General features: G+C 69.7%; 18 protein-coding genes. 16 read left to right on the forward strand and 2 right to left on the reverse strand.

All coding sequences use genetic code 11. From position 1 onward, the window contains the following. Complete coding sequence (locus tag AB0N59_RS05770) at positions 1 to 375, reverse strand: PadR family transcriptional regulator (protein ID WP_363480020.1); 375 nt, start codon at positions 373 to 375, stop codon at positions 1 to 3. Positions 376 to 536: 161 nt separating this feature from the next. On the opposite strand from AB0N59_RS05770, the gene AB0N59_RS05775 reads away from it, so the two are divergent. The 4 genes from AB0N59_RS05775 (at position 537) to AB0N59_RS05790 (ending at position 4,905) form a co-directional block, all read left to right on the forward strand. Further along, entirely contained in the window at positions 537 to 1,196 is a 660-nt protein-coding gene (locus AB0N59_RS05775) for a GntR family transcriptional regulator (RefSeq protein WP_363480023.1), read from the forward strand. Further along, positions 1,193 to 2,719 carry an MmgE/PrpD family protein gene (locus AB0N59_RS05780; protein ID WP_363480026.1) on the forward strand — a complete coding sequence of 509 codons (1,527 nt, stop codon included), beginning with the start codon at positions 1,193 to 1,195 and terminating at the stop codon, positions 2,717 to 2,719. The genes AB0N59_RS05775 and AB0N59_RS05780 overlap by 4 nt, the downstream gene beginning before the upstream one ends. 90 nt (positions 2,720 to 2,809) lie before the next feature. Beyond that, entirely contained in the window at positions 2,810 to 3,718 is a 909-nt protein-coding gene (prpB, locus tag AB0N59_RS05785) for a methylisocitrate lyase (protein WP_363481222.1), read from the forward strand. Continuing rightward, positions 3,715 to 4,905 (forward strand): bifunctional 2-methylcitrate synthase/citrate synthase, encoded by a 1,191-nt coding sequence (locus AB0N59_RS05790; protein ID WP_363480029.1) that lies wholly within the window; start codon positions 3,715 to 3,717, stop codon positions 4,903 to 4,905. Before prpB ends, AB0N59_RS05790 begins: the two co-directional genes overlap by 4 nt. Positions 4,906 to 5,006: 101 nt before the next feature. Here the strand turns inward: AB0N59_RS05790 and AB0N59_RS05795 are convergent, their stop codons facing one another. Then, positions 5,007 to 5,825: an aldo/keto reductase gene (locus AB0N59_RS05795; RefSeq protein WP_363480032.1), complete on the reverse strand. Its 819-nt coding sequence runs from the start codon at positions 5,823 to 5,825 to the stop codon at positions 5,007 to 5,009. Positions 5,826 to 6,197: 372 nt separating this feature from the next. On the opposite strand from AB0N59_RS05795, the gene AB0N59_RS05800 reads away from it, so the two are divergent. From AB0N59_RS05800 to AB0N59_RS05855, 12 genes are all read left to right on the forward strand, one after another. Further along, a complete protein-coding gene (locus tag AB0N59_RS05800) occupies positions 6,198 to 8,690 on the forward strand; it encodes a family 43 glycosylhydrolase (protein WP_363480035.1) in 2,493 nt (830 codons plus the stop codon). Between the two features lie 109 nt (positions 8,691 to 8,799). Further along, a complete protein-coding gene (locus tag AB0N59_RS05805; RefSeq protein ID WP_363480038.1) occupies positions 8,800 to 9,819 on the forward strand; it encodes a LacI family DNA-binding transcriptional regulator in 1,020 nt (339 codons plus the stop codon). Then, positions 9,816 to 11,345, forward strand: coding sequence for a sugar ABC transporter ATP-binding protein (locus AB0N59_RS05810; protein WP_363480041.1), 1,530 nt, complete (start codon positions 9,816 to 9,818; stop codon positions 11,343 to 11,345). Before AB0N59_RS05805 ends, AB0N59_RS05810 begins: the two co-directional genes overlap by 4 nt. Before the next feature lie 147 nt (positions 11,346 to 11,492). Then, positions 11,493 to 12,497 carry a substrate-binding domain-containing protein gene (locus AB0N59_RS05815; protein WP_363480044.1) on the forward strand — a complete coding sequence of 335 codons (1,005 nt, stop codon included), beginning with the start codon at positions 11,493 to 11,495 and terminating at the stop codon, positions 12,495 to 12,497. Between the two features lie 62 nt (positions 12,498 to 12,559). After that, positions 12,560 to 14,167, forward strand: a complete 1,608-nt coding sequence (locus tag AB0N59_RS05820; protein ID WP_363480047.1) for a sugar ABC transporter ATP-binding protein — start codon at positions 12,560 to 12,562, stop codon at positions 14,165 to 14,167. Further along, positions 14,164 to 15,234: an ABC transporter permease gene (locus tag AB0N59_RS05825; RefSeq protein ID WP_363480050.1), complete on the forward strand. Its 1,071-nt coding sequence runs from the start codon at positions 14,164 to 14,166 to the stop codon at positions 15,232 to 15,234. The genes AB0N59_RS05820 and AB0N59_RS05825 overlap by 4 nt, the downstream gene beginning before the upstream one ends. Continuing rightward, positions 15,231 to 16,268, forward strand: a complete 1,038-nt coding sequence (locus AB0N59_RS05830; protein ID WP_363480053.1) for a sugar ABC transporter permease — start codon at positions 15,231 to 15,233, stop codon at positions 16,266 to 16,268. The genes AB0N59_RS05825 and AB0N59_RS05830 overlap by 4 nt, the downstream gene beginning before the upstream one ends. A gap of 25 nt (positions 16,269 to 16,293) precedes the next feature. Further along, positions 16,294 to 17,304 (forward strand): LacI family DNA-binding transcriptional regulator, encoded by a 1,011-nt coding sequence (locus AB0N59_RS05835; RefSeq protein ID WP_363480056.1) that lies wholly within the window; start codon positions 16,294 to 16,296, stop codon positions 17,302 to 17,304. Between the two features lie 146 nt (positions 17,305 to 17,450). Beyond that, positions 17,451 to 18,185 (forward strand): L-ribulose-5-phosphate 4-epimerase, encoded by a 735-nt coding sequence (locus AB0N59_RS05840; RefSeq protein ID WP_363480059.1) that lies wholly within the window; start codon positions 17,451 to 17,453, stop codon positions 18,183 to 18,185. Beyond that, positions 18,182 to 19,750 carry an FGGY-family carbohydrate kinase gene (locus AB0N59_RS05845; protein WP_363480062.1) on the forward strand — a complete coding sequence of 523 codons (1,569 nt, stop codon included), beginning with the start codon at positions 18,182 to 18,184 and terminating at the stop codon, positions 19,748 to 19,750. The genes AB0N59_RS05840 and AB0N59_RS05845 overlap by 4 nt, the downstream gene beginning before the upstream one ends. A 45-nt stretch (positions 19,751 to 19,795) precedes the next feature. Beyond that, on the forward strand, positions 19,796 to 21,319 hold the full coding sequence (gene araA, locus AB0N59_RS05850) for an L-arabinose isomerase (protein ID WP_363480065.1): 1,524 nt from the start codon (positions 19,796 to 19,798) through the stop codon (positions 21,317 to 21,319). Further along, positions 21,316 to 22,260, forward strand: coding sequence for an aldose 1-epimerase family protein (locus AB0N59_RS05855; protein ID WP_363480068.1), 945 nt, complete (start codon positions 21,316 to 21,318; stop codon positions 22,258 to 22,260). The genes araA and AB0N59_RS05855 overlap by 4 nt, the downstream gene beginning before the upstream one ends. Positions 22,261 to 22,293 lie beyond the last annotated feature (33 nt).

A 22,293-nucleotide genomic window follows, 5' to 3' on the forward strand; every position in this document is an offset into this window, starting at 1 on the left:
TCAGTTCTCTCCTTCAGAGGCGGTGTTCGTGGTGTCGGTGTCGGTGTCGGTGTCGGGGGAGCGGAGCTGATCGATACGCTCGGTGAGGAAGGCCCAGGTGCTCCAGAACTCCGCGAGCTCCTGCGCTCCCTGCGCGTTGAGGGTGAACACCTTGCGCGGTGGTCCCTTCTCGCTGGGCACCTTCTCGACGTCGACGAGGCCCTTCTGCTCGATGCGCACGAGAAGCGCATACACGGTGCCCTCGGCGATCTCGACGAAGCCGCGGTCGCGCAGCTGCGTGGTGATCTCGTATCCGTATGCGGGGTGCCCCGCGAGCAGGGCGAGGACGATTCCCTCGAGTGTGCCCTTGAGCATCTCGGTCATCTGCTTGCCCACATCGACCCTCCGTTCCAGTACTCAGTGATGTTGACTACCGGTACATAGTAACACTGAGTAGCCCGAGCGCAAGGGGAAATCGAGATTCGTTTATGTATACGTAGATCCATGCAAGCGCAGAGATTCTGGCATCCGGTCGCCTTTGTGTATACGCTGAGGGTATGAGCACCGTCGTCGACCGCGTCAGAGCGAGCGATCGCGCCTACGAGACCCTGCTCGAAGAGATCCAGTCGGGCACCCTCCCCGCAGGCACCGTGCTGGGCGAGGTCGAGCAGGCGACCAGGCTCGGCGTCAGCCGCACGCCCATGCGCGAGGCGCTGCGCCGCCTCGCCGCCGACGGCCTCGCCGTGCAGCAGTCCCCGCGCGTGACCGTCGTCGCGGGGCTGGATGCCGACGACATCCGCGCCCTGTTCGAGATCCGCCGTGCTCTCGAGGAGACCTCGGCCCGCCTCGCCGCTCAGCGGGGGGATGCCGGTGCCTTCGCGGCTCTGGCCGACGAGTTCGACCACGTCGACCTCGACGGCGCCGAGGGCCGCGACGCCTACTACGGGCTCATCGCCCGCCTCGACGCCCAGCTCGACGCCGCCGTGGGCAACGACTACCTCTCCTCAGCCCTCCGCACCGTCCGCACCCACCTCGTGCGCGTGCGACGGATGGCTCGCGACAAACCCGAGCGGCTCGCCGCCTCGGCGCGCGAGCACCTGCTGATCGCCCGCGCCCTGGCATCCGGCGACGCGGATCTCGCCGCCCACGCCACCCACGTCCACCTGCACAACGCTCTCGAGAGCATCCTGCAGTCCCTCACGGAAGGAACACGATGACCGTCAACCACCACGTCCGCGTCTACCGCTCGGAAGAAGAGCTCCCCCGCGAGGAGCAGCTCGCCTGGAAGATCGCACAGGTCGCCGTCGACCCCGTCGAGGTCGAGCCCGAGGTGGTCGACATGATCGTCAACCGCATCATCGACAACGCGTCGGTCGCCGCGGCATCCCTCACCCGCGGCCCGATCAACGCGGCCCGCGCCCAGGCGTTCAGCCACCCCGTCTCGACCGGCGGCAGAGGAGCCACCGTCTTCGGCTGCGCCCTCGACGAGCGCACCAGCCCCGAGTGGGCGGCATGGGCGAACGGCGTCGCCGTGCGCGAGCTCGACTACCACGACACCTTCCTCGCCGCCGAGTACTCGCACCCTGGCGACAACATCCCGCCGATCGTCGCCGTCGCCCAGCACACGGGAGCCGATGGCCGCGCGCTCGTGCGCGCCCTCGCCACCGGCTACGAGATCCAGGTCGACCTCGTGAAGGCGATCTCGCTGCACAAGCACAAGATCGACCACGTCGCGCACCTCGGCCCTTCGGCCGCCGCCGGCATCGGCACCCTGCTCGGCCTCGACGCCGAGACCATCTACCAGGCCATCGGCCAGGCCCTGCACACCACCACCGCCACCCGCCAGAGCCGCAAGGGCGAGATCTCGACCTGGAAGGCGCACGCCCCGGCCTTCGCAGGCAAGATGGCCGTCGAGGCCGTCGACCGCGCCATGCGCGGCCAGACCTCGCCCTCGCCGATCTACGAAGGCGAAGACGGCGTGATCGCCTGGATGCTCGACGGCAAGGACGCCTCGTACGAGGTGCCCCTGCCCGCAGCAGGCGAGCCCAAGCGCGCGATCCTCGACACGTACACCAAGGAGCACTCGGCCGAGTATCAGGCGCAGGCGATCATCGACCTCGCGCGCCGCCTCGGCACCGCGCGGCCCGAGCTGCGCGACCCGGCGAACATCCAGTCGATCGTGCTGCACACCAGCCACCACACGCACAACGTGATCGGCTCGGGCGCGAACGATCCGCAGAAGTACGACCCGACCGCCTCGCGCGAGACGCTCGACCACTCGATCCCGTACATCCTGGCGGTCGCGCTGCAGGACGGCACCTGGCACCACGTCGACTCGTACACCCCCGAGCGTGCGGGGCGCGCAGACACCGTCGAGCTGTGGAACAAGATCACCACTGCCGAGGACCCGGAGTGGACCCGCCGCTACCACTCCATCGACCCCGCAGAGAAGGCGTTCGGCGGACGCATGGAGATCACGCTGACCGACGGCACCACGGTGGTCGACGAGATCGCCGTCGCCGACGCGCACCCGCTGGGCGCGCGCCCCTTCACCCGCGAGAACTACATCCGCAAGTTCCGCATCCTCGCCGAGCCCGTGCTCGAGGTGGCCGAGATCGAGCGCTTCCTGGCGCTGGTGCAGAGGCTCCCCGAGCTCACCGCCGACGAGGTGCAGGAGCTCTCGATCGTCGCGAAGCCGCGCCTGCTGGCATCCGCCGATGCCCCGAAGGGCCTGTTCTGAAAGTCTGACCCGCCGTCGAATCGCTCAACTGGCCGTCTCCCGGCTGGTTTCGCCGCCAGTTGAGCGATTCGAGAGATGAAGAAGGTTCTCATGCTGTACTCCACCACTCCGGCGCACGAGAAGCGTCGCGCGTTCCGGGAGCGGCTCGCGTCAGGCGAGCTGCTGCGGTTCCCTGGGGCGTTCAACCCGCTCAGCGCCCGGCTCATCGAGCAGAAGGGCTTCGAAGGCGTCTACATCTCGGGTGCCGTGCTGTCGGCCGACCTCGGCCTTCCCGACATCGGGCTCACGACGCTCACCGAGGTCGCCGGCCGCGGCCAGCAGATCGCGCGGATGACCGAGCTGCCGGCGATCATCGACGCCGACACCGGGTTCGGCGAGCCGATGAACGTCGCCCGCACGATCCAGGCCCTCGAAGACGCCGGCATCGCCGGTGCGCACATCGAAGACCAGATCAACCCGAAGCGATGCGGGCATCTCGACGGCAAGTCGGTCGTCGACGAGGACACGGCCGTCAAGCGCATCCGGGCTGCGGTCGACGCACGCCGCGACGAGAACTTCCTCATCATGGCGCGCACCGACATCGCCGCCGTCGACGGACTCGAGGCGGCGAAAGACCGCGCCAGGGCGCTGGTGGATGCCGGGGCCGACGCGATCTTCCCCGAGGCGATGCGCTCGCTCGAGGAGTTCGCCGCGATCCGGGATGCCGTGGACGTGCCGATCCTCGCCAACATGACCGAGTTCGGCAAGAGCGACCTGTTCTCGGTCGACCAGCTGCGCGACGTCGGCGTGAACATCGTGATCTGGCCGGTCTCGCTGCTGCGCATCGCGACGGGTGCGGCCGGTCGCGCACTCGATACCCTGAACGACGAGGGGCACCTGACCTCGAAGCTCGGCGAGATGCAGCACCGCGCCGATCTCTATGATCTGATCGACTACGAGTCGTACAACCACTTCGACTCGGGAGTCTTCACCTTCACCGTGAGCAGGGAGCAGCTATGAGCGAGTCCGAGATCAGGAAGGGCCTGGCGGGGGTCGTCGCCGACGTGACGGCCATCAGCAAGGTCAACCCCGAGACCAACAGCCTGCTCTACCGCGGATACCCGGTGCAGGAGCTCGCGGCGACCCAGTCGTTCGAGGCCGTCGCCTACCTGCTGTGGCATGGCGAGCTGCCGACCGATGCGCAGCTGGCGGAGTTCCGTGCGACCGAGCGCGCTCACCGCGCCCTCACGCCCGAGGTCAAGGCCGCGATCGACGCCCTGCCGCTCGACTCGCACCCGATGGACGAGGTGCGCACGGCGGTCAGCGTGATCGGCGCGTTCGAGACCGCGGGCACGGGCAATGTGCTGGATGCCGTGGGCACCCCCGAGCAGAACCTGCAGCGCAGCCTGCAGCTGTTCGCGGTGCTGCCGGCCGTGGTCTCGTACGGCCAGCGCCGTCGCCGCGGTCAGGAGCTCGTCGAGTCGAGGGACGACCTCGACTACGCCGCGAACTTCCTGTGGCTGACGTTCGGAGAAGAGCCGCATGAGACGGTCGTCGACGCGTTCAACCGGTCGATGATCCTGTACGCCGAGCACTCGTTCAACGCGTCGACCTTCACCGCCCGCGTGATCACCTCGACCCTGAGCGATCTGTACTCGGCCGTGGTGGGTGCGATCGGCGCGCTCAAGGGCCCGCTGCACGGCGGGGCCAACGAGGCCGTGATGCACATCTTCGACGAGATCGGATCGGCCGACCGGGTCGTGCCCTGGCTCGACAAGGCGCTCGCCGAGAAGCGCAAGATCATGGGCTTCGGCCACCGGGTGTACAAGCGGGGCGACTCGCGGGTGCCGACCATGAAGGCGGCGCTCGACTCGCTCGTCGAGCACTACGGCCGCCCCGACGTGGCCGAGCTGTACGAGACGCTCGAGAGCGAGTTCGTCGAGCGCAAGGGCATCTACCCGAACCTCGACTATCCGTCGGGCCCGGCGTACAACCTGATCGGCTACGACACGCTCACCTTCACGCCGCTGTTCATCGCGGCGCGCATCGTCGGCTGGACGGCGCACATCGCCGAGCAGCAGGGCGCGAACGCGCTGATCCGCCCTCTGTCGGCGTACAACGGCGTCGACGAGCGGCACATCCAGGCCTACGTGCCCGACACCGCGGCGATCGACGTGCAGGAGCGCCCGGAGGAAGCCGCCGGCTGACCGCATCCCGCTCTCGCTCCGACCGCGAGACACCACTTCGGGCATGAGAAACCACGTGTGAGCGTGGGTTTCATGCCCGAAGTGGTTTCTCGGCGATGGGGCTACTGGCGGTCGCGGGGGTGGGTGCCGGTGCGCTCGCCGGTCTCGAGTGCGGCGACGGCGGTGAGATCGTCGGCGTCGAGGTCGAAGCCGTCGAGGTCGAGGTTCTGACGCAGGCGGTCCGGATGCACGGACTTGACCACCGCGGCTCCGCCCAGCTGCAGGTGCCAGCGCAGGATGACCTGGGCGACCGACACCGCGTGCTTCGCCGCGATGCCGGTCAGGGTGGGGTCGTCGAGCAGCCGCCCGCGACCGAGCGGACTCCACGCCTGCGTGACGATGCCGTGCTCTGCATGGAACGCACGCAGCTCATGCTGCGGCAGCCACGGGTGCGACTCCACCTGGTTGAGGGCGGGGGCGACGCCGGTGTCGTCGATGAGGCGACGCAGGTCGTCGATCTCGAAGTTGGCGACGCCGATCGTGCGCACGCGCCCCTGCTGCTGCAGCTCGATGAGCCCACGCCAGACGTCGACGAAAGCGCCCCGCGTCGAGCGCGGCCAGTGGATCAGATACAGGTCGAGCGGCCCGATGCCGAGGTCGCGCTCGGACTGCGCGAAGTCGGCGAGCGCCTGCGCCCGGCTCTGCACAGGATCGCCCCAGAACTTCGAGGCGACGAGCAGCTCGTCGCGCCGGCCCGACGCGCGGATCGCCGCGCCCAGCTCGCGCTCGTTGCCGTAGAACTGCGCGCCGTCGACCAGCCGATAGCCGGCTCCGATCGCGGCGAGAGCCACCTCGCGGGTCTGCTCGACCGGCACCTTGTAGAGGCCGAAGCCGAGTGCGGGAAGCCGGGTGCCGTCGGCGAGGGGGAGCGATGCGGGCATGCCGACATCCTGGCACGGGAGCGTTGCGCCTCGAGATGCGTGCTCGTCGCGTGCGACGCGTGGTGCGGGGGACGGGGGAATCACGCCACAGAGGTCTTGTGCCGGCCGTTGTGATACCGGTAACATCCGAGGCAGCTGATCCCATGCCGTGGCATCCGTCGTATCTCGAGGAGGAGAGACCCGCACCGAACCCGGTGGCCCGGCCCAGCTGAGACAGCGGCTCCGCCGCCGGCCGACCGGCCGATCCCCACCGCCGTCCTCGGCGCGTCCTCTCGGCACCCCCGTGCCGCAGCGGCCTCAGGCCGCTGCTCGAGCGCGCCTGCGCTCTGTCGCGCCCGTGAACGGCCGATGCAGTAGAAGGAGTACGTACACGTGAGAACAATCGACAACGACGTCCGCCGCGTGCGGCGTCGATCGGCGCGTCGCGTCGCCGCCCTGGCGGGCGTGACGGCACTGATCGCCTCATCGGCGGTCGCCATCGGCCAGTCCGCTTCGGCGGCGCCGGTCTCCCTCGCGCCGCAGGCCGTCGTCGCGGCCGGTCCTGAGGTGCCGCCGGTGCCGGGCAACCTGCTGCCCGACGGCCGCTTCGCCGGGGACTACGTCGGATGGGCGAACACCAGAGGCGGGACTCTCGCCCTGAGCACGGATGCCGCCACCGGAACGCACTCGCTGTCCGTGACGGGGCGTGAGAACACCCAGTCCGGTCCGTTCGCGAACGTCAGCGGGCGGCTCGAGACGGGCGCCACCTACCGGATGAGCGGCAAGCTGAAGTACACCGAGGGCGCGGACACGCAGCGGTTCAACTTCACCTTCTGCCCGACGAACTTCAACGGCTGCGCCGACTACGGAACCACGTTCACGAAGGGCGAGTGGGGCTCGTTCACCCAGCAGTTCACGGCCGAGGCCAAGCACGCCGCCGCGGGCTGGTTCTTCGTCGAGACCCCATGGGGATCGGGCGCGCTGCAGGACTTCGCGGTCGACGAGCTCTCGCTCATCAAGATCGCCGATGCTCCGGAGCAGCCGGCCTTCACGAGCCTCGAGCAGGTGCAGACCAAGCCGATCGGCGACCACAACCCGCTGGTCGGCCACAAGTTCGGCGCAGACCCGCACCACCTCGTCTACAACGGCCGCCTCTACATCTACTCGACCGACGACACGCAGCAGTACGAGGCGAACAGCAAGGACGCCAACGGGCTGCCGACCCAGTCGAACGGCTACGGTGCGATCACCCGGCTCAACGTGATGTCGACCAGCGACATGGTCAACTGGGTCGACCACGGAGCGGTGCCGATCGCGCGCGAGGGCGGTGCGGCACCATGGGCCCGCAACTCGTGGGCACCCGCGGCCATCGAGAAGGACGGAAAGGTCTACCTGTACTTCTGCGACAGCGGCACGGGAACCGCCGTGGTCGTCGGGGGCTCGCCGCTCGGCCCGTGGACCGATCCGCTCGGCAAGAAGATCGTCCCCGACACCGTGTCGCGCGACTACATCGCCTCGGGCGGATTCCCGGCGGGCATGTGGCTCTTCGACCCCGAGGTGTTCATCGACGACGACGGTCAGGCGTACCTCTACTTCGGCGGCAACTCGCAGATCGGCACCGCTCCGAACGTGCAGGGCCCGCAGAATCCCAAGTCGACCCGCGTGGTCAAGCTGAAGGACGACATGGTCACGCTCGACGGCGACCCGGTCGAGATCGACGGCCCCGGCATGTTCGAGGCGTCGAGCATGTTCAAGCGCGACGGCAGGTACTACTACTCGTACTCGTCGAACTTCCAGGTGAAGGCCGAGGCGGGCAAGTACCCGAGGACGGGCGCGATCGCGTACATGATGACCGATGATCCGATGGACCTGCCGGCCTCGAAGTACGCAGGAGAGGCGTTCCTGAATCAGTCGACGTTCTTCGGTGCGGGCAACGGGGGCAACAACCACTCCGACATGTTCGAGTTCAAGGGCGAGACCTACTTCACCTATCACGCGCAGACGCGCGGCGCGGCGTGGGCTGCGGCTCTCGGCACACCGGGGTCGACCCAGGGCTATCGCTCGGTGCACATCGACAAGCTCGAGTTCAACGAAGACGGCACCATCAAGCCGATCGTCGGAACGCGCGCCGGCGTCGAGCAGGTCGAGGCCTTCGACCCGTACCGCACGTTCGAGGCCGAGACCCTCGCCTGGCAGCTCGGCCTCGCCGTCACCAAGACGGATGCCCCGTCTGTCGAGTTCCCCGAGCACAACGGCGGCGGCAACATGGTGCTGTCGAAGGTCGACGATGGGGACTTCGCGGGTATCTCGGGTGTCGACTTCGGCGACGGCGCGAAGACGGTGTCCGCCCGGGTGAAGCCGCTCGTCGCGGGCGGCAGCGTCCAGGTGCGACTCGACCAGGTCGACGGCCCGGTCGTCGCCGAGATCCCGCTTACGGGAGCTCTCGGAGAGTGGACCACCGTGCAGGCCGATGTGGAAGGGGCGACCGGTGAGCACGACGTGTTCTTCGTGTTCGCCGCGCCCGAAGGCGCCGAGGACGGCGCCGGCCTCGCCGAGGTCGACAACTGGGCGTTCGAGCGCGACATCGCGCCGGTGCTGCCGTTCACGGTCGACGTGACCGATCGCTGCCTGGCGGGCAAGTTCGTCAGCCTGACCATCGGCGTGACCAACGGCGCCGCCGTGCCGGCTTCGTTCACGGTGGAGACCCCGTACGGACGCCGGGGCATCGGCGCGGTCGACGCCGGTGCCGCTGCGTCGACGGTGGTGAACACCAAGCGGGCCGTCGTGCCCGAAGGCGCGATCACCGTCTCCGCGACCGCCGTGGTGGACGGCGAGCGGGTCGACGTGACGCAGGAGATCGCGACACCGGTCGCGCGCTGCGGCTGATCGCGATCCGCCATCGGGGCCGGCCGGAGTACGCTTCGGCCGGCCCCTCATTGTGCCGCCCGAGTCGTTCCCGATAACATCGCGACAAGCACGCTCGACGGAGGACCGCATGGCGAACGTCGGTTCAGACAAGCCGAACATCAGGCAGGTCGCGACGATCGCGGGTGTCTCGCACATGACTGTCTCGCGGGTGCTCAACGACTACCCGAACATCAAGCCCGAGACGCGACGTCGCGTGCTCGAGGCGATCGAAGAGCTCGACTACCGTCCGAACCTCGTCGCGAGGGCTCTGGCCACGCAGCGCAGTCAGCGCATCGGAGTGATCGTCGAGAGCGCGGTGGCGCACGGCCCGACCAGCATCCTCCGGGCCGTCGAGCTCGCCGCCCGCGGCGCCGGCTATTCCGTGACGCCCATCGCGCTCCTCGAAGGCGACCCGTTGACCCCGCAGGACGCGGTCGACAGCCTCACCACTCAGGGGGTCGATGCGATCTGCGTGATCGCCCCTCGGTCGTCGTCCGTGGCCGCACTGCGCCGCGTCGCCATGAGCGTGCCGATGCTGGTGATCAAGGCGGATGCCGATCCGACGTTCCTCACGGTGTCGATCGACCAGAACGCGGGAGCCGCGCTGGTCGTCGACCACCTCGTCTCTCTCGGCCACCGCGACATCCTGCACGTATCGGGGCCTCTCGACTGGCTCGACGCCCGAGCGCGTGAGCGGGCCTTCCACACCAGGGCGAAGTCGTGGGGAGTGCGTGAGCGGCCGATCGTCGTGGGCGACTGGAGTGCGGACTTCGCCTACGACTTCGCGATCGGCCTGAAGCGGCTGCCTGACTTCACCGCGATCTTCGCCGCCAACGACGACACCGCGATCGGCCTCATCCACGGTCTGCACGAACGCGGGTTCGACGTGCCGGGCGATCTCAGCGTCGTCGGCTTCGACGACGTGCCGCTGGCCCGCCACTTCCTGCCGCCTCTCACCACCGTCCGTCAGGATTTCGAGGCGCTGGGCTCGGCCGCGGTCGAGATGCTGCGCGCGGCCATCGAGAAGCGCGAGATCCCTCAGGTCACGCGCATCCCCACCGAGCTCGTCGTGCGCGAATCGACCGCGGCGCCGAGGGAGGTGCGGTGACCGGCACGTCCGTCGACCCCATCGTCGAGATGCTCGGGATCACGGTCGACTTCCCCGGTATGCGCGCGCTCGACGGTGTCGACTTCCGGCTCTTCCCCGGTGAGGTGCACGCCCTCATGGGCGAGAACGGAGCCGGCAAGTCGACGCTCATCGGCGTGCTCACGGGCACGCGCCGCCCGGCCGCGGGCATGCTGCTCGTCGACGGCGATGCGCGCGAGTTCTCGGGCGTCGCGGCGAGCCGCGGGGCGGGCATCGCGACCGTGTTCCAGGAGGCGCAGCTCAGCCCGAACCTCAGCGTCGCCGAGAACGTGATGCTGGGGCGTGAGCGCCGGGGGCGCCTCGGCATCGACTGGCGCCGCACCAGGGCGGATGCCGCTCGAGCGCTCGCCCGGCTCGGCCTCGACGAGCTCGACCCGCGCACACCGCTGACGCAGCTGTCGCCCGCGCAGAAGCAGCTGGTGGCGCTGGCGCGATCGGTCGTCGACGAACCACGGGTGCTGGTGCTCGACGAGCCGACAGCGAGCCTCGACCAGGCAGAGGTCACGACGCTCATGCGGGTGATCCGCGGACTGCGCGACGGTGGCACGGCCATCCTGTTCGTGTCGCACTTCCTCGAGCAGGCGTTCGCGATCAGCGACAGGATGACCGTGCTGCGGGGCGGCAGGAAGATCGGCGAGCACGCCACGCGCGATCTCGAGCGCGCCGATCTCATCTCGCAGATGCTCGGCAAGGACATCGAGGGGCTGCGCGCCCTCGGGTCGGAGCGCAAGGCGCACCACTACCAGGCCGAGGGCGAGCCGGTGCTCAGGGCAGAGGGCATCGGTCGTCGCGGAGTGCTCGCGCCGACCGACGTCGAGGTGCACCGAGGCGAGATCGTCGGATTCGCCGGGCTGCGCGGCTCCGGCCGCACCGAGCTGGCGTCGCTTCTCGGCGGAGCGCTGCGCCCCGATGCCGGCGACCTGCAGGTCTCGGGGGAGCGGGTCGCTCTGCGCAGCCCGTCGGCGGCACTGCGCAGGCGCATCTCGCGTTCGAGCGAGAGCAGGCGCACCGACGGGATCATCGCCGGGCTGACCGCGCGCGAGAACATCCTGCTCTCGCTGCAGGCGGTGCGGGGGTGGACGCGTCCGGTGTCGAGGGCGGAGCAGGCCGGGCTGGTGGATGCCTGCATCGACGCGCTGCATCTCGACCCTGACGAGCTCGACCGTCCGGTCGAGCTGCTGTCGGGTGGCACCCAGCAGAAGGTCATGCTCGCCCGGGCGCTGATCGTCAGGCCCCATGTGCTGATCCTCGACGAGCCGACCCGCGGCATCGACGTCTCGGCGAAGCTGGAGATCCAGCGGCGCGTCAGCCGGCTGGCTGCCGAGGGGACGGCCGTGGTGTTCATCTCGTCCGAGCTGGAAGAGGTCGTGCGGCTGAGCGACCGGATCCTCGTGCTCAAGGATCGCGAGAAGATCGGCGAGCTGAGCAACGGACCGGGGGTCACGGTCGACACGGTCGTCGAGATGATCGCCGCCGACCACGCCTGACGGCGCCGTCGACGGTCGCGGAAAGATCTCTTGTGCTCTGAGGAATGTTCCCGGTAACATCCTTGCCAGGACGCACCCACGTCCTGCGAACCCACACCGGACCATCACGGTCCACCCGGGCGGCACCCGGTCTCAAGGAGGAGAACAATGTCTGCAAAGAGGCACATCACAGCGGTACTCGGCTTCGCCGCGGTCGGCGCGCTCGCGCTCGGCCTGACGGGCTGCAGCGGAGGGGCGGCCGATGCGGACGCGGGCGCCGACGGCGGCTCCGGCGAACTGATCAACGTCGGCTTCGTCGCGGTCGGCCCCGAGGGCGGCTGGCGCCAGGCGAACGAGCAGAACATCAAGGACACGTTCACCGAGGAGGCCGGGTACGAGCTCAGCTACGCACCCGCGGCCAACCTCGACCAGAAGTCGCAGATCGACAGCTTCACCGCCTTCGTCGATGAGGGCGTCGACGTGATCCTGCTCTCGGCGACCGAGGCCACCGGCTGGGAGGACTCGCTCAAGCTCGCGCAGGAGGCCGAGATCCCGGTCATCCTGCTCGACCGCGGCATCGAGCCCGACGACGACAGCCTGTACGTCACCCGCATCGCGCCCGACAACGTCGAGGTCGCCAAGGAGGTCGGCGCCTGGGCGGCGAGCGCCTTCCCCGACGGCGGCAACTACGTCGTGCTCGAGGGCCCGGCCGGTGTCGGCGTCGTGAACGAGCGCAACAAGGGCTTCGAAGAGGGCCTGGGCGGCGCGCAGCTGACCAAGGTCGACGCGCAGACGGCGAACTGGTCGACGGAGGAGGGCAAGAGCGTCCTCGAGACCATGCTCAAGGCCAACGGCAACGACATCCAGTTCGTCTTCGCGCAGAACGACGAGATGGGTCTCGGAGCGGCTCAGGCCGCAGAAGAGGCCGGTCTCGTCGTCGGCGAGGACATCAAGATCGCCACGATCGACGGTACGAAGAACGCGATCCAGGCGCTCGCCGACGGCAAGCTCAGCTACGTGCACGAGTACAACCCGCTCTTCGGAGAGACCGCTCTCGAGGTCGTGCAGAAGGCGCTCGACGGCGAGGACGTCGAGCCGTACATCATCGTCCCGAGCGAGGCGTTCGACTCGGCCGACGCGGCCAAGGCCGTGCTCGCCGACCGCAAGTACTGACCGGGAGCCGGGTGGCGCGCGATGCGCCACCCGGCCTCGTCGACCCAGACGGAGAGACAGCGATGACCGAAGAACTGCCCATCGTGCAGATGCGCGGGATCTCGATTGAGTTCCCCGGGGTGAAGGCCCTGGACGACGTCGAGTTCCGCCTCTTCCCCGGCGAGGTGCACGCCCTGATGGGCGAGAACGGCGCCGGCAAGTCCACCCTCATCAAGGCGCTCACCGGCGTCTACCGGATCGACTCCGGAGCGATCGTGGTGGCCGGGCAGGAGAGACGGTTCGCCGGCACCGGCGACGCGCAGGATGCCGGGATCTCCACGGTCTATCAGGAGGTGAACCTCGCGCCCAACCTCAGCATCGGCGAGAACGTCATGCTCGGGCACGAGGTACGGGGGCCGTTCGGCGTCGACTGGCGAGCCACCCACAGGGCGGCGACCGACGCGCTCGCCCGCCTCGGACTAGACCGGCTCGACACCCGCAGGCCGCTCTCCACTCTCTCGATCGCGATGCAGCAGCTCGTCGCGATCAGCCGCGCCATGGCCATCAAGGCCAAGGTGCTCATCCTCGACGAGCCGACGTCGAGCCTCGACGCCGCCGAGGTCGACGGGCTGTTCCGCGTGATGCGGACCCTGCGCGACCAGGGCGTCGCGATCCTCTTCGTCTCGCACTTCCTCGACCAGATCTACGCGATCAGCGACCGTCTCACGGTGCTGCGCAACGGACGCTACGAGGGCGAGTACCTCACGCGCGAGCTCGACCGGCACGCGCTGATCTCGAAGATGATCGGCAAAGACCTCGATGCGCTGAAGTCGCTCGGCGGAAACCGCCGCACGGCACCGCGCGCATCCGATGAGCAGCCGCTGCTCTCGGCATCCGGAATCGGCCGCCGGGGATCCGTCGAGCCGACCGACCTCGACATCCGCCCGGGCGAGGTGATCGGCCTCGCCGGCCTGCTCGGCTCCGGCCGCACAGAACTCGCCCGCCTGCTCTACGGCGCCGATCGCCCTGACCAGGGGGAGCTGACGCTGCGCGGGCGCTCCGTCAGCATCTCATCGCCCGCCGACGGGCTGGCCGAGCGCATCGCCTTCTCGACCGAGAACCGCCGAGACGAGGGCATCGTCGGCGACCTCACCGTGCGCGAGAACATCATCCTCGCCGTGCAGGCCGAGCGCGGGTGGGCCAGGCCCATTCCGCGCAGGGAGCAGGATGCCCTCGTCGCGAAGTACATCGCCGAGCTGAACGTGCGCCCGGGCGACCCCAACCGCCTCATCAAGAACCTCTCCGGCGGCAACCAGCAGAAGGTGCTGCTGGGTCGCTGGCTCGCCACCCAGCCCGAGCTGCTGATCCTCGACGAGCCGACCCGCGGCATCGATGTCGGAGCCAAGGCGGAGATCCAGGAGGCGGTCGCGGCGCTCGCCGAAGAAGGGGTCGCCGTCGTGTTCATCTCATCGGAGCTCGAAGAGGTCGTCCGCCTCTCGGAGCGGATCGTCGTGCTCAAGGACCATGAGAAGATCGGCGAGATCCAGAACGGGCCCGATGTGACGGCCCAGGAGATCGTCGACATCATCGCGGCGCACGGGACGGATGCCGCGGCAGCCACCCTCGACGACGCGCAGGGCGCACTGCCCGAGACCATCACCGCAACGACCGCAGAGGAGGGCGCGCGATGAACAACGCGACCGCCGTCTGGCGAGACCTCATCCACAAGCCGTTCTTCTGGGGCATCATCGCGATCGTCGCGCTGCTCGCGCTCAACGTGCTGAAGGACCCGGGCTACCTCGCCATCTCGATCAACCCCAACAACGGCAACCTGGTCGGCAACGTGATCGACATCCTGCGTCAGGCGGCCCCGATCATGATGATCGCGATCGGCATGTCGCTGGTGATCGCGACCGCGGGCATCGACCTCTCGGTCGGCTCGATGATGGCCGTCGCCGGAGCGGTGTCGATGGAGTTGCTCAGCGGGCCGGGCGCGACCGGCTCCGCCGGCGCGGCGTTCACCGCGGTGGGGCTGTCGCTGCTCGTCACCGCTGCCCTCGGCGCGGTCAACGGCGTGCTCGTCGCCTATGTGGGGCTGCAGCCGTTCATCGCGACGCTGGTGCTCATGCTCGCAGGTCGCGGCATCGCCAAGGTGATCACGGGCGGGCAGAACACCGCGGCATCCAATGAGTCGTACCGGTGGATCGCCAACGGCTACGTGCTGGGCATCCCCGTCGTCTTCATCCTCGCGGTCGCCATCGTGATCGCCGTCGCCTGGGTGGTGCGGCGCAGCGCCCTCGGCCTCATGATCGAGGCGATCGGCATCAACCCCAAGGCCAGCCGGATGGCCGGGATCAAGCCCAAGGGGCTGCTGCTGACCGCGTACATCCTCAGCGGCGTGCTCGCGGGAGTCGCCGGTGTCATGTCGGTCGGCAGCGTGATGACCGTCGACATCTCGCGCACCGGATACCAGCTGGAGCTCGACGCCATCCTCGCCGTCGTCATCGGCGGAGCCTCTCTCATGGGCGGCAAGTTCTCGCTCTCGGGCGCTTTCGTCGGAGCGCTCCTGATCGCCACCCTCGACAAGACCGTGCTGTTCCTCGGCGTCTCGTCGTCGGCCACTCCGGCGTTCAAGGCGCTCGTCATCATCATCATCTGCCTGCTGCAGTCCGACCGGGTGCGGGCATGGTTCCGTCGGCGCAGGTCGGCGGACCCCGTCCCGGGCGTCGATGCCCCGAAGAAGGAGGTGGCGGCATGAGCTCCGCGACCGCGACCCCTGCCCGTCCCGCCGGCGCGGCGCTCGCCGCCCGAGTCGGACGCAGCGTCACCTCGAATCCGTCGGTGCTGCCGACCATCGCCTCGGTCGTCATCTTCGTCGGCATGATCGTCTACGGCGAGATCGCGTACGGGCGCATCGTGCAGGCCAGCACCCTGTCGAACCTGCTCATCAACAACGCGCACCTCATCGTGCTCGCCGTCGCCCTGACCTTCGTCATCATCACGGGCGGCATCGACCTGTCGGTCGGCTCGATCATCGCCTTCTCGTCGGTCGCGGGCGTGATGCTGGTGAACGCGGGATGGAACCCGTTCGCGGTCGCGGTGACGATGATCGTGATCGGCGCACTCTTCGGCCTCGTCTCCGGCGTGCTGATCCGGTACTTCAACGTGCAGCCGTTCATCGCCACGCTCGCGATGATGTTCCTCGGACGAGGGCTCGCCTCGCTGCTGAGCACTCAGCCCGAGCGGCTGCCCGAGGACTCGGGCCTGCGGTGGATCGGCGAGAAGATCAAGCTCATCGACGGTCCCAAGGTCAACGACCTGACCGTCACTCCGGCGGTGATCGTCGCCGTGGTCGTCGTGCTCGCCGCGTTCTTCGTGCTGCACCGCACGCGCACCGGTCGCACCGTGTACGCGATCGGCGGCTCCGAGAACTCGGCGCTGCTCATGGGCCTGCCGGTTCATCGCACCAAGGTGCTCGTCTACGTGATCAGCGGGGCACTCGCGGGTCTCGCCGCGGTGCTCTACACCGCTCGCCTCGGCACCGCGCAGAACATCACCGGCATCGGCTGGGAGCTCGATGCCATCGCGGCCGCGGTCATCGGCGGCACGGTGCTCACGGGCGCCTACGGCTACGTGCTCGGATCGGTCGTCGGAGCGCTGGTGCTGGGCCTCATGACCGTCCTCATCACGCGGGACGGCGGGATCCCGCCCGAGATGACGACGATCATCACCGGCGGCATCCTGCTCGTGTTTGTGCTGCTGCAGCGCGCGGTCACCCGCAAGAAGGAGTAGCGCGACGGGTCGTACACTCGGGACGATGAGCGGAACGGGTCAGGCGCCTCAGCGCACGGCGGGTGTGCGCGAGGTCGCCGCGCTCGCCGGGGTCTCGCGTCAGACCGTGTCGCGCGTGCTCAACGAGCATCCGGAGGTCGCGACGGCGACGCGAGAGCGCGTGCTCGCGGCCATGGCAGAGCTCGGCTACCGCATGAACAACGCGGCGCGTGCCCTCGGCACGCGCCGATCCCGAACCCTCGGGGTGCTCGCCTCGGATGCCCTGCAGTACGGTCCGTCGCGCAGCATCGCCGCGATCGAGGCCTCGGCCCGAGAGGCGGGCTACTGGGTGAGCGCCGCGTTCGCGGACGCCGGCGACGCCGCCGCGGTGGTGTCGGCGGTCGAGCATCTCGTCGCACAGGGCGTGGAGGGCATCGTCGTCGTCGCGCCCCACGCCGGCACCCTCGAGGCGCTCGACGAGCTGCGCACCGGCGTGCCGGTCGTCACCCTGCACTCCTCGGATCGCGGTGCGCGCGGTCTCTCGGTCGACCAGGTCGCCGGCGCCCGGCTGGCCGTCGCCGCATTGGCGGATGCAGGGCACACCCGGATCGCCCACCTGGCCGGACCCGCGGACTGGCTCGAGGCGGAGTCCCGCGCCGATGGCTTCACCGCCGAGATCGCGGCCCGCGGGCTGGAGCCCGGTCCCGTGCTCGCGGGGGACTGGTCGGCGGGGTCCGGCTACTCGGCCGTCGCCGAGATCCGCGACTCAGGGGTCACCGCGGTGTTCGCGGCGAACGACCAGATGGCGCTCGGCCTGCTCGGCGGGCTGCACGAGGCGGGGCTGTCGGTGCCGGGCGACATCAGCGTCGTCGGCTTCGACGACGTTCCGGATGCCGCGTACTACTGGCCCAAGCTCACGACGGTGCGGCAGGACTTCGACGAGCTCGCGCGGCGTGCGGTCGCCGCCCTGCTCGGCGGAGCGGACGCTGCGGCATCCGATCTCGCGCCGGTGGAGCCGGTGCTCGTGCGGCGCGACTCGATCGCCGCGCCCCGCTGACCCGCGACCTCGGCCCCGCTCCGCGTGCGGTCCGCTCGGGTTGCACTGCGACGGGCGCGCCTTGCGCACTGCGCCCTTGACGCTCGCCGGGTGCCGGTGTCACACTGACTGTGACCGGTCACATCGACCGGCGTGATGAGGTGCCCGTGACCAGTGCAGTTCCCGCCTTCACCCCCGACGTCGAGGCAGCGATCCGATCCGTCCGCGCCGACGTGGCCCGTCTGCACGGCGAGCTCGTGCGCTACGGCCTCGTCGTCTGGACCGGCGGCAACGTCTCGGGGCGCGTCCGGCTCTCGGACGACGGCAGCGCCGACCTGTTCGTCATCAAGCCGTCCGGGGTGAGCTACGACGACCTCGCGCCCGAGAACATGATCCTCTGCGACCTCGACGGCAACGTCGTACCAGGCAGCGAAGGCGGCGACCGCTCGCCGTCGAGCGACACCGCCGCGCACGCGTACGTGTACCGCCACATGCCGCACGTGGGCGGGGTGGTGCACACCCACTCGACCTACGCCGTCGCGTGGGCCGCGCGCGGCGAAGAGATCCCCTGCGTGATCACGGCGATGGCCGACGAGTTCGGGGGTCCGATCCCGGTCGGGCCCTTCGCGATCATCGGCGACGACTCGATCGGCCGGGGGATCGTCGACACGCTCACGGGGCACCGCTCGCGGGCCGTGCTCATGCAGAACCACGGCCCGTTCACGATCGGCGTCGACGCGAAAGACGCGGTGAAGGCGGCGGTCATGGTCGAAGACGTCGCGCGCACCGTGCACCACGCGCGAGAGGCGGGGCCGCTGATCCCCATCCCGCAGACCGCGATCGACAGCCTGTACGACCGGTACCAGAACCTGTACGGCCAGAACTCGGATGCCCGCCGATGAGCGCCACGGCAGAGGCCATCCGCTCGGGCCGCACGGCTCTCGGCATCGAGCTCGGCTCGACCCGCATCAAGGCCTGCCTGATCGACGCCGAGACCCATGAGGTGCTCGCGACCGGCTTCCACGACTGGGAGAACCGGTTCGAGAACCGCCTGTGGACCTACTCGCTCGACGCCGTGTGGACCGGACTGCAGGAGGCGTACGCGGGCCTGGTCGCCGACGCGTACGACCGCTACGGCATCCGCCCCTCGACCTTCGGCGCCATCGGAATCTCGGCCATGATGCACGGCTACCTGGCATTCGACCGCTCGGGCGACCTGCTCGTGCCGTTCCGCACCTGGCGCAACACGAACACGGGCTCTGCGGCAGCCGAGCTGACCGACCTGCTCGGCGTCAACATCCCGCTGCGCTGGTCGGTCGCCCATCTGCGCCAGGCCCAGCTCGACGCCGAGCCGCACGTCGACGAGGTGCGGTTCTTCACGACGCTCGCCGGCTACGTGCACTGGCAGCTCACGGGGCGGCGTGTGCTCGGCGTCGGAGACGCATCGGGCATGTTCCCGATCGATTCGGCGACGCGCGACTACGATCAGGCGCTCATCGAGCGGTACGACGCCCGCACCGGCGGCGACCTGCGCGCGCTGCTGCCCGAGGTGCTCGTCGCCGGTGTCGAGGCCGGTGCGCTGACGGCCGCCGGGGCCGCGCTGCTCGATCCGACCGGAGCGCTGCAGCCCGGCATCCCGTTCTGCCCGCCCGAGGGCGACGCCGGCACGGGAATGGTCGCGACGAACGCCACGGCTCCCCGCACGGGAAACGTCAGCGCCGGCACCAGCATCTTCGCGATGGTCGTGCTCGAGCGTCCGCTCACCGAGGTGCACCACGAGCTCGACCTGGTCACGACGCCCGCGGGTGACGCCGTCGCGATGGTGCACTGCAACAACGGTGCCAGCGAGCTGGCGGCCTGGGTGGGCATGTTCGCGCGCTTCGCCGAGGCGTCCGGAACCCCGCAGTCGGCGGATGCCGTCTTCGAGACCCTGTTCCGCGAGGCGCTCGACGGCGACGCCGACGCGGGCGGGCTGCTCGCCTACAACCACCTCGCGGGCGAGCCGATCACCGGCACCGACGAGGGGCGCCCGCTCTTCGTGCGCACCCCCGACAGCCGCTTCACGCTGGCCAACGTCATGCGCACCCAGCTGTACGGCGTCTTCGGCACCCTCGCCCTCGGCATGCAGGTGCTCGCTGGCGAGGGCGTGACGATCGACCGGATGTTCGCGCACGGTGGCATCTTCCGCACGGCCGGCGTCGCCCAGCGCTTCCTCGCCGGGGCGCTGAACGCCCCCGTCGCCGTCGGCGACACGGCATCCGAAGGCGGCGCCTGGGGCATCGCCGTGCTCGCGGCGTACCTCGGGTCGGACCGTCCGCTCGGCGATCATCTCGCCGAGCGGGTGTTCGCCGGCGCGTCCGTCCGGGTCGCCGAACCGCTCGCCGACGACGTCGCCGGATACGCCGCCTATCTCGACCGCTACCGCGCCGGCATCGCCGTCGAGGTCGCCGCGGTCGCCGCTCTCTGAACCCCCTCGCCTGCACACGCCGCACGCCAGAACGCAAGGAACCCCATGACCCGCACGCCGCTCACCACCGCCCTCGACGAGTACGAGGTCTGGTTCCTCACCGGCAGTCAGCACCTGTACGGGCCCGAGACTCTCGCGCAGGTCGCCGAGCAGTCGCAGCAGATCGCGCGCCTGCTCGACGAAGCAGATGAGACGCCGGTGCGCATCGTCTGGAAGCCCGTGCTCACCGACTCCGCCGCCATCAAGCGCATCGCGCTCGAGGCGAACGCGGCCGACAACGTCATCGGCCTGGTCGCGTGGATGCACACGTTCAGCCCGGCGAAGATGTGGATCGCCGGCCTGGATGCGCTGCAGAAGCCGCTCGCCCACCTGCACACGCAGGCGAACGTCGAGCTGCCCTGGGCCGACATCGACTTCGACTTCATGAATCTGAACCAGGCGGCGCACGGCGACCGCGAGTTCGGGTACATCCAGACCCGGCTCGGCGTGCCGCGCAAGACCATCGTCGGGCACGCCTCCGACCCGCGGGTGCGGAGGGAGCTGGGCACCTGGCAGCGCGCCGCCGCCGGCCTCGCCGCCGCCCGCTCGCTCAAGCTCGCCCGCTTCGGCGACAACATGCGCTTCGTCGCCGTGACCGAGGGCGACAAGACCGAGGCCGAGCTGCGCTTCGGCGTTCAGGTCAACACGTGGGGCGTGAACGACCTGGCGGATGCCGTGGCCGCAGCGTCCGAGCAGCAGATCGACGCCCTCGTCGCCGAGTACGAGGAGCTGTACGAGGTCGCACCCGAGCTGCGCGCGGGCGGCGAGCGTCACCAGTCGCTGCGCGACGGTGCGGCGATCGAGATCGGCCTGCGCTCGTTCCTGGAGGAGGGCGGCTTCGGGGCCTTCACCACGTCGTTCGAAGACCTCGGCGACCTGAAGCAGCTGCCGGGCCTTGCGGTGCAGCGCCTGATGGCGGAGGGCTACGGCTTCGGCGCCGAGGGCGACTGGAAGACGGCGATCCTCGTGCGCGTCGCCAACGTGATGGGCGCGGGTCTGCCCGGCGGTGCGAGCCTCATGGAGGACTACACCTACGACATGACCCCTGGCGACGAGCTGATCCTCGGCGCTCACATGCTCGAGGTCTCGCCCTCGCTGACCTCGCAGAAGCCCACCCTCGAGGTGCACCCGCTCGGCATCGGCGGCAAGGACGATCCCGTGCGTCTCGTGTTCACGGCCGACCCTGGTCCCGCGGTCGTCGTCGCGTTGAGCGACATGCGCGACCGGTTCCGTCTCACCGCGAACGTCGTCGAGAACGTCGAGCCGCGTGCCGCGCTGCCGAAGCTCCCGGTGGGGCGCGCGGTGTGGAAGCCGGCTCCCGACTTCACGACCAGCGCCGCCGCATGGCTCACTGCGGGTGCCGCGCACCACACGGTGATGTCGACGGCCGTCGGGATCGACGCGTTCCGCGACTTCGCCGAGATGGCCGAGGTCGAGCTGCTCGTGATCGACGAGTCGACCACGCTGCCCGAGTTCCAGAAGCAGGTGCGCTGGAACCAGGCCTACTACCGCCTGGCGCAGGGGCTGTGACGCCGGCCGAGGCCGAGGGGCGGCCGCTCTCCGGCCGCCAGCTCGCCCTCGCGGGGCACGGCTACGAGGCGGTCATCGCCAGCGTCGGCGCGACGCTTCGCACACTGACGCACGACGGACGCGACCTCGTCGTGCCGTTCGATGCCGACGAGGTGCGTCCCGCGTACCGCGGGGCGACGCTCGCGCCGTGGCCGAACCGTGTCGTCGACGGTCGCTACGCGTTCGACGGCGTGCAGCACCGGCTGCCGCTGACCGAGCCCGCACGCGGGCATGCCCTGCACGGACTCGTCGGCTGGCTCGAGTTCGCCGATCGGGTCGTCGAGTCGGATCGCGTCGTGCTGGCCGCGGTGATCGAGCCGCAGGCGGGCTATCCGTTCCGCGTCGAGGTCGAAGTCGAGTACCGGCTCAGCGCGGACGGGCTCACACAGGTGGTCACCGGTCGCAATCTGGGCCCCGATGCCGCGCCCTGGGGCACCGGTCCGCACCCCTACCTCGTCGCCGACGCTCCCGGCCGGTCCGCCGTCGACTCCTGGACCCTCTCGCTGCCGGCATCCGAGGTGCTGACGGTGACCTCAGACCGGCTGACCCCGATCGCCGTCGAGGCGGTGGACCGGCATCCGAAATGGAATTTCCGCACCCCGCGGCCGATCGGCGCGACGTTCATCGATCACGCCTTCACGGCGCTCGATCGCGATGGCGGCCTGGTGCGCGTCGAAGTGCGGGCGGCCGATGGCACCGGCACCGCGATCAGCTGGGACGAGGCGTGCCCGTGGGTGCAGGTGCACACGGCAGACACCCCGCACGACGCCGCCACGCACCGGATCGGTCTCGCAGTCGAGCCGATGACCTGCGCCCCCGATGCCTTCACCTCCGGTGCGGGTCTGGTCACGCTCGCCTCCGGCGAGTCGCACGCGGCATCCTGGACGATCCACGCGCTCTGATCTGTCTGCGGGACCCGCTGGGTGCGCCGCCAG

The organism is Microbacterium sp. NPDC089321, assembly GCF_040684935.1.
Taxonomy (GTDB): Bacteria; Actinomycetota; Actinomycetes; order Actinomycetales; family Microbacteriaceae; genus Microbacterium.